We start from the raw sequence: 5,576 nt of genomic DNA on the forward strand, positions 1-5,576 counted from the left end.
GGCCAACCTCATGATCGCCAAGGCCAACCTCATGATCGCCAAGAGGCCGCTGCTCAGGCCTGCAGGGGTCAGTGCGCCCTGAAGGTTAAGACGAGCTCGCCAATCATTCGAAATCCACGCAAACGTGCGCTCGCCGCGGTGCAATGCATTCGCAGAGAAGCTGTCGGCTCCAGACATTGAATTGATCAGCTCATCCCTAGTGCGCTTGAACATCCAGTCGTCGACGAATTCTCCTAGCTGCGTCACGAACGGCGCGCAGATCTGGGTGGCGTGATTCATGCGCAAGTTGATCCCGTTTCGATCTTCGGCACGGGTTTGGTGTGTTGGCGAGGGGAATAGTGTTGGCCAGGTTCGGCCGACGAATCCACCCTTGGGAAGTTGATCTGAGTGGCTCGTCACTTGTCCCTGAAGTACATCTTTCGGTAGAAGTGGTTCTCCCAGGCCGAGATGCCCATGACAAGCAAGACGTTGAGGCCGATGAACACGAGCAGACCCATCGCTACGCGCCGATTGGTGGAGGGTCCGGCAACGGGTTCTGCGCGCGGTACAAGGCTTGTCGACGTTCGTACTCAGCGCGGTCCTTGTCGATCTTATGGATGGCCTCTTGCATGCCGACATCGCGGTTCCATTCACCTGGCTTGGCTTCCTCGATTTGCAACTCGGCAAACTCACGTAGCCGCTTTGCGACAGCCGACACCTGAAGGCCAAGCCCAGCGTAGTCCCGACGGCGTCGCCAGAAGAACTCCGTGTAGTCGGGCGGGTCGTCGAACTCCCGCACGCCGTCGAGCTGGTTTTCCAAATGTTCCTGCTTGGCAGGAATTTCCAGGATGTCGTACATCAGCTTGCGCGGAAGTACCCGCCACTCGACCGCGATGTCCAGGGGGGCGAACTCCGGAGCCTTAACAGTCGGAGTGTGATAAATGCTATCAGTGCCTGCGGGCCGTCCCTCGGACGTGCCGTCGTCGTAGGCGACGTGCATACAGCCGTTGGCGAAGCGGTCAAGGTGAGAGACGACGAGGATCGCGAGGTACGACGTGTCCCTCTTGTCCTTGACCTCTTCCACGCGAAGCTCGCGGAGGTAGGTCAGTAGGGCTCCGATGGCAACGCCCAGAAGCCCTGAGCCTGCGCTGATGATGGCTGATACGTTGCCTGAGTCCATGCGTCACCTGAACTTGCTTGCGTACTTGAGGAGGCTGCGATTGATGGCCTGCTGGTCAGGCGAGAAGTGTGCCTCTCGATGACAGTTCGGGCACAGCGCGACGCAGTTCCAGACACGGTCGCTTGTCTCGACCCCCAGGATGTGATGCACATCGAAGAAGCCGGACCAAGGGCGAGCGTTCCTGCAACCAGTGCGTTCACACCGACCCTCGCAGCGCTTCAACACCTCTTCGCGAACGCGTTGATCGCGCTTGACTGACGACCGAGGCACACGAGACTTCGGCGCGCCGTCTGAGCCGAGCTGCGAGTAGTCGGCAGCGATGTCGTCAAACGTGTCGTCGACCGCTAGCGCGTCGAGCGGGCTGAAATCTGGCAAAGCCACGACGTTGACAACACCTATGAAGTTCCACAGGGCGTCAGGAACTTGATGCGCAAGCGGGTTGCGATCGTCTTGAAGCCAGATGGTTGGACTGTTGCCGTTCGCCGCATGGTTCTTTCTCTGTCGACGAAGGGCTCCGCGGGCGATCAAGCGGTCACTGATGGCTCGTTGTTGCTTCCAGATCGGAAGGATGGCGTCGAGGGGAATGCGAGCCGCATGCAGAATTTCCGAACCGACTGCCTGAACTAGCAGCGCATGCGTCGCCCCATGACTGGCAGTTCGAGCTACCTTGTCCCTGATGGAACCGTCCCAGTCATCGTTCTTGATCTTCATCATGAGCTGGGCGGCGGAGACTTGTCGACCATCCCCGGGCTGGCGGCGCCAGCAAATCTGGACGTGGAGTGAATCGCCCCGGGTTCCGTGGAGGCCGGTTGGTTTAAGTCAGGCCGGCGTGGCGGCCTGCTCGGCGAGTTGCCGGTAGTAGTTTGCCTCAGCCTCGGCGGGTGGGATGTAGCCGATGGGCTCCAGCAGGCGGTGGTGGTTGAACCAGGACACCCATTCAAGCGTCGCCAGCTCCAAGGACTCCTTGGTCTTCCAAGGCGCACGGCGATGGATCAATTCGGCTTTGTAGAGGCCATTGATCGTCTCGGCCAGGGCGTTGTCGTAGCTGTCGCCCTTGCTGCCCACCGACGGCTCAACGCCGGCCTCTGCAAGGCGCTCGCTGTAGCGGATAGACACGTACTGCGACCCGCGGTCGGAGTGAATCACCAGGCTGCGATCCCGTTCGGGTTGCCGCGCGTACAACGCCTGCTCCAGGGCATCGAGGACGAAGTCCGTTCGCATCGAACTGCTGACGCGCCAGCCGACGATGCGCCTGGCGAAGACGTCAATGACGAAGGCCACGTACTGCCAGCCCTGCCACGTCGACACGTAGGTGAAGTCCGAGACCCAGAGCTGGTTCGGCCGCTCCGCGCGGAACTGGCGGTTGACCTTGTCCAGCGGGCATGGCGCCTTGCTGTCGCTGATCGTCGTTCGCACGATCTTGCCTCGCATCACGCCGCGCAGTCCCAGCCGACGCATCAGCCGCTCCACTGTGCAGCGCGCCGCTGCCGTGCCTTCGCGCGCCAGCTGGCGCCAGACCTTGTCAGCCCCGTAGACCTGCATGTTGGCCTGCCAGACGCGCTCGATCCGAGGGGCCAGAACGTCGTCACGTTGGGCGCGTGCGCAGCGCTCCTGCGGGTTGCGCCGAAGTGCCGCATACCGTCGATATCCAGACGGGGAAATCTGCAGAACCTTGCAGATCGGCTCGACCCCGAATGTGTCACGGTGCTTGTCTATCAAGTCCCTCAGGACTTGAATCGGCGGTCGAGCTCCGCCTGGGCGAAAAACGCGCTGGCCACCTTGAGGATCTCGTTGGCCCGACGCAGTTCCTTGACCTCGCGCTCGAGCTCCTTGACCCGCTGCGCCTCGGACGTCGTCACGCCCTCGCGCACGCCGGCATCGATCTCCTGGCGCTTGACCCACGTCAGCAGCGTCTGCGGCACGCAGCCGATCTTCGGCGCGATCGACTCCACCGCCAGCCACAGCGATGGGTACTCCCCACGATGTTCCTGCACCAAGCGCACCGCGCGCTCGCAGACCTCAGGTGAGAACTTGTTCGACTTGTTCATGGCTCCATCTTCTCAAGGGTTGGAGCCTCCTCAAAACCCGGGGCGATTCAGGAGCCTTACCGGTTTGTGGTCTTCATCGAGCGCTGAGACGTGTTGGGATTGACTGCTGCCATGCTTCACGCGTCGGTCTTCGACCTGTGTGTATCCCTTCGACTCAAGAAACGGCTTCACCAAATCGCGCGTGACGCGCTCGGCGGCGAAGCTCTCTTCGCGACGAAATGCTCGCTTCTCCATCTTTCCCTCACTCTTCTAGATTGCTGCGCTCCTTTTGAGCCACCCTTGGTCAGCTCTGGCCGGCGTCAGCGTAGTCAGCGAGATGTAGGCCAGGATAGCGTGCGTGCGATCGTACTTGTCGCCGATCTCCGGGGCGGAGCTTCCGATAGGCCTCAACGAAGGCGAATACCTATTCATCGCGGTTCGCTGGCTTGTCGTGAACGAACGCCTTCATTCCGCGTCTGTTGTCTCCGGCTGCGAGCCTGGGTGCTGCTTGAGTGTTGCGATGATCAGTGCCCCCAACTTCAGCGCCTCACCTGCCTGCTCTGGCGCGATGATCTGCGCGTGAACGGCGGCATTGCAGACCGACAGCACGTTCTTCATGGGCTCGCGCAGAAACGCAAGGCTCTGGTCGTGTTGCAGAAGCTGATCGAACATGTTGTTGATTGACAGAAACCGCGGCTTGTTCGCACTAGCAACCATGAAGCTGCGGCCCAGAATCCTTCGAAGCTGCCGCTCGATCTCGATGCGCACTCTTGCGAGGGCAAAGTTGACGTCGTCGTCCGCCTCCAGTTCCTTCGTGACCTCTTCGGCCTTCTCGCGGCCTTGCTGAGTAAGCTTTTGATCTACCTTCTCGCCTTGCTGACGTAGCATGTCGGCGAGGTGGATGTTGAATTGGGGGCTGACGTTGTTCGAGCTGATCACTGATACGGTATTGCGGACCTCGGCCTTGAACTCACGCAGCTCGTCCTTCGCAGCGGCAGCCTCCTTCTTTGCCTCCTTGACCTCGCGTTCAAGCTCGATCCATGATCCGATCTTGATCTTGTTGAAGAATGGCAAGAACAGGAAGAATAGTGTGAAGCCGACGAACAGGGCATCGCCTATGACAAGGTCGGCCTTGGGCGGGAAGCCTGCTTTCGCGACGAAGCCGACGCCGAAGTACAGCGCGACGACCCACGACGGAGCGCTGAGCCACCAGTTCATACGTTAGGGTTTAGCAAGACGTTGTTGACGAGGTCAGTGATCATGTCCTCGGCCTGGACGGGTGTGAATTTCGCCGAAGACGGATGCGCGGCGGAATTCCGGCGGTTCAGTCGTTCTGTCAGGGTCTTGCAGACCGTCGCGTCGAAGATGCGCGCGCCGCGACAAATCTCGATCACTTGGCGCTCGCCATAGTCTTCAAAGTCGGTCACCCTGGTGACCTCTGGCAGCTTTGGGTTGACCTTCGTGCGCTGGGCGTTAAAGGCAACGAGATGGTTGCTGAAAATGCGATCCAGGACGTGCGAGTAGGCGAGGTTCCAGATCATGACGATGGCAGCCCGGTTCGCGACATGCTGGAAGCAAACCAACGCCTCGTTCAGGAAGACCTTGTGCTCCGGCCGGGAGATTCTGTCGACGAGGCCTCTCAACAAAGCTGTTGTGGCGACCGAAGACGCTCGAACGGGCAGCAGCTTTTCTAGCTCGGCACGTGAGGCATTCGCGAGCTTGTATCCCTTAGAGTCTCGTATGAGGCGGATGGGCCGTTTGTCCAGGATTCCTGCCAACGCCGCCGCGACATTGGGAACTGGCAGATGCATCGCTTCGAAGCACGCCCGAATATCGCTTGGATTGAAGTACTCCATCAGCTTGACTGCATGCAAGTACCACGCGAACGCTTCGATCTTGATCGGCGCCGACTTGGCGGCAAAGCCAGCTATCGGCGCGACGAAGTGGCCGACGTCCTTCAAGCGGCCTTACCCATCTCAGCGACTCGGCGCTCGCCTTGATTATTGATAGTGCTCGTACCAGAAGTTGCACCACCGACCATTAGCTGGCGCTTCTGGTGTCGCAGGTCGCCAATCGGAGTTGCGGCGTTTGCAGGCATCGGCCATCGGTATGTCATATACGCCGAGAAGAAGTGCTCCGTCGTCAAGTCCTCGATGCCCTTGGTGTGTCGTGGTCAAGTCTTTTCGGACACGCCAATGAGTTGGTTTGGGTTGAATCTCAGTGAGTGTGTTCGGCGTGACGCTCATGCTCGACGGGCGAGCGATAGCCGAGTGTGGAATGGAGCCTGACGGGGTTGTAGAAGCAGGCGATGTAGTCGGCGACATCGATCATCGCTTCGGCGTGATTGGCGTAGTCGCGCTGCCAGACGCGTTCCATCTTCAGGTTCAGGA

The 5,576-nt window shown here is 60.0% G+C and carries 6 protein-coding genes, 1 pseudogene and 1 other annotated feature; all 7 genes and pseudogenes read right to left on the reverse strand.

Features of this window, described 5'->3' with window-relative positions:
* A pseudogene (locus AC1DXV_RS30600) lies at nucleotides 1-279 on the reverse strand (hypothetical protein); the annotation flags it as partial.
* A gap of 220 nt (nucleotides 280-499) precedes the next feature.
* Nucleotides 500-1,159, reverse strand: coding sequence for a hypothetical protein (locus AC1DXV_RS30605; RefSeq protein ID WP_477873201.1), 660 nt, complete (start codon nucleotides 1,157-1,159; stop codon nucleotides 500-502).
* A 3-nt stretch (nucleotides 1,160-1,162) separates the two neighbouring features.
* Nucleotides 1,163-1,870, reverse strand: coding sequence for an HNH endonuclease (locus AC1DXV_RS30610; RefSeq protein WP_477937218.1), 708 nt, complete (start codon nucleotides 1,868-1,870; stop codon nucleotides 1,163-1,165).
* 108 nt (nucleotides 1,871-1,978) lie between these two features.
* Nucleotides 1,979-3,207, reverse strand: a protein-coding gene (locus AC1DXV_RS30615) for an IS3 family transposase (RefSeq protein WP_477937220.1) whose coding sequence is annotated in 2 segments (ribosomal slippage) — nucleotides 1,979-2,919 and nucleotides 2,919-3,207 — 1,230 coding nt in all. Because the reading frame shifts where the segments join, the coding sequence is not laid out codon by codon here.
* Nucleotides 2,813-2,929, reverse strand: a sequence feature (AL1L pseudoknot). (Overlaps the previous gene by 117 nt.)
* Nucleotides 3,208-3,651: 444 nt before the next feature.
* Nucleotides 3,652-4,404: a hypothetical protein gene (locus AC1DXV_RS30620; RefSeq protein ID WP_477873535.1), complete on the reverse strand. Its 753-nt coding sequence runs from the start codon at nucleotides 4,402-4,404 to the stop codon at nucleotides 3,652-3,654.
* Complete coding sequence (locus tag AC1DXV_RS30625) at nucleotides 4,401-5,147, reverse strand: hypothetical protein (protein WP_477873534.1); 747 nt, start codon at nucleotides 5,145-5,147, stop codon at nucleotides 4,401-4,403. Before AC1DXV_RS30625 ends, AC1DXV_RS30620 begins: the two co-directional genes overlap by 4 nt.
* 256 nt (nucleotides 5,148-5,403) lie before the next feature.
* Nucleotides 5,404-5,576, reverse strand: a 173-nt coding sequence (locus AC1DXV_RS30630) for an IS3 family transposase (protein ID WP_477937222.1), incomplete at its 5' end; no start/stop codon positions are given.

It is taken from the genome of Rhizobacter sp. P3_C12 (assembly GCF_056402735.1).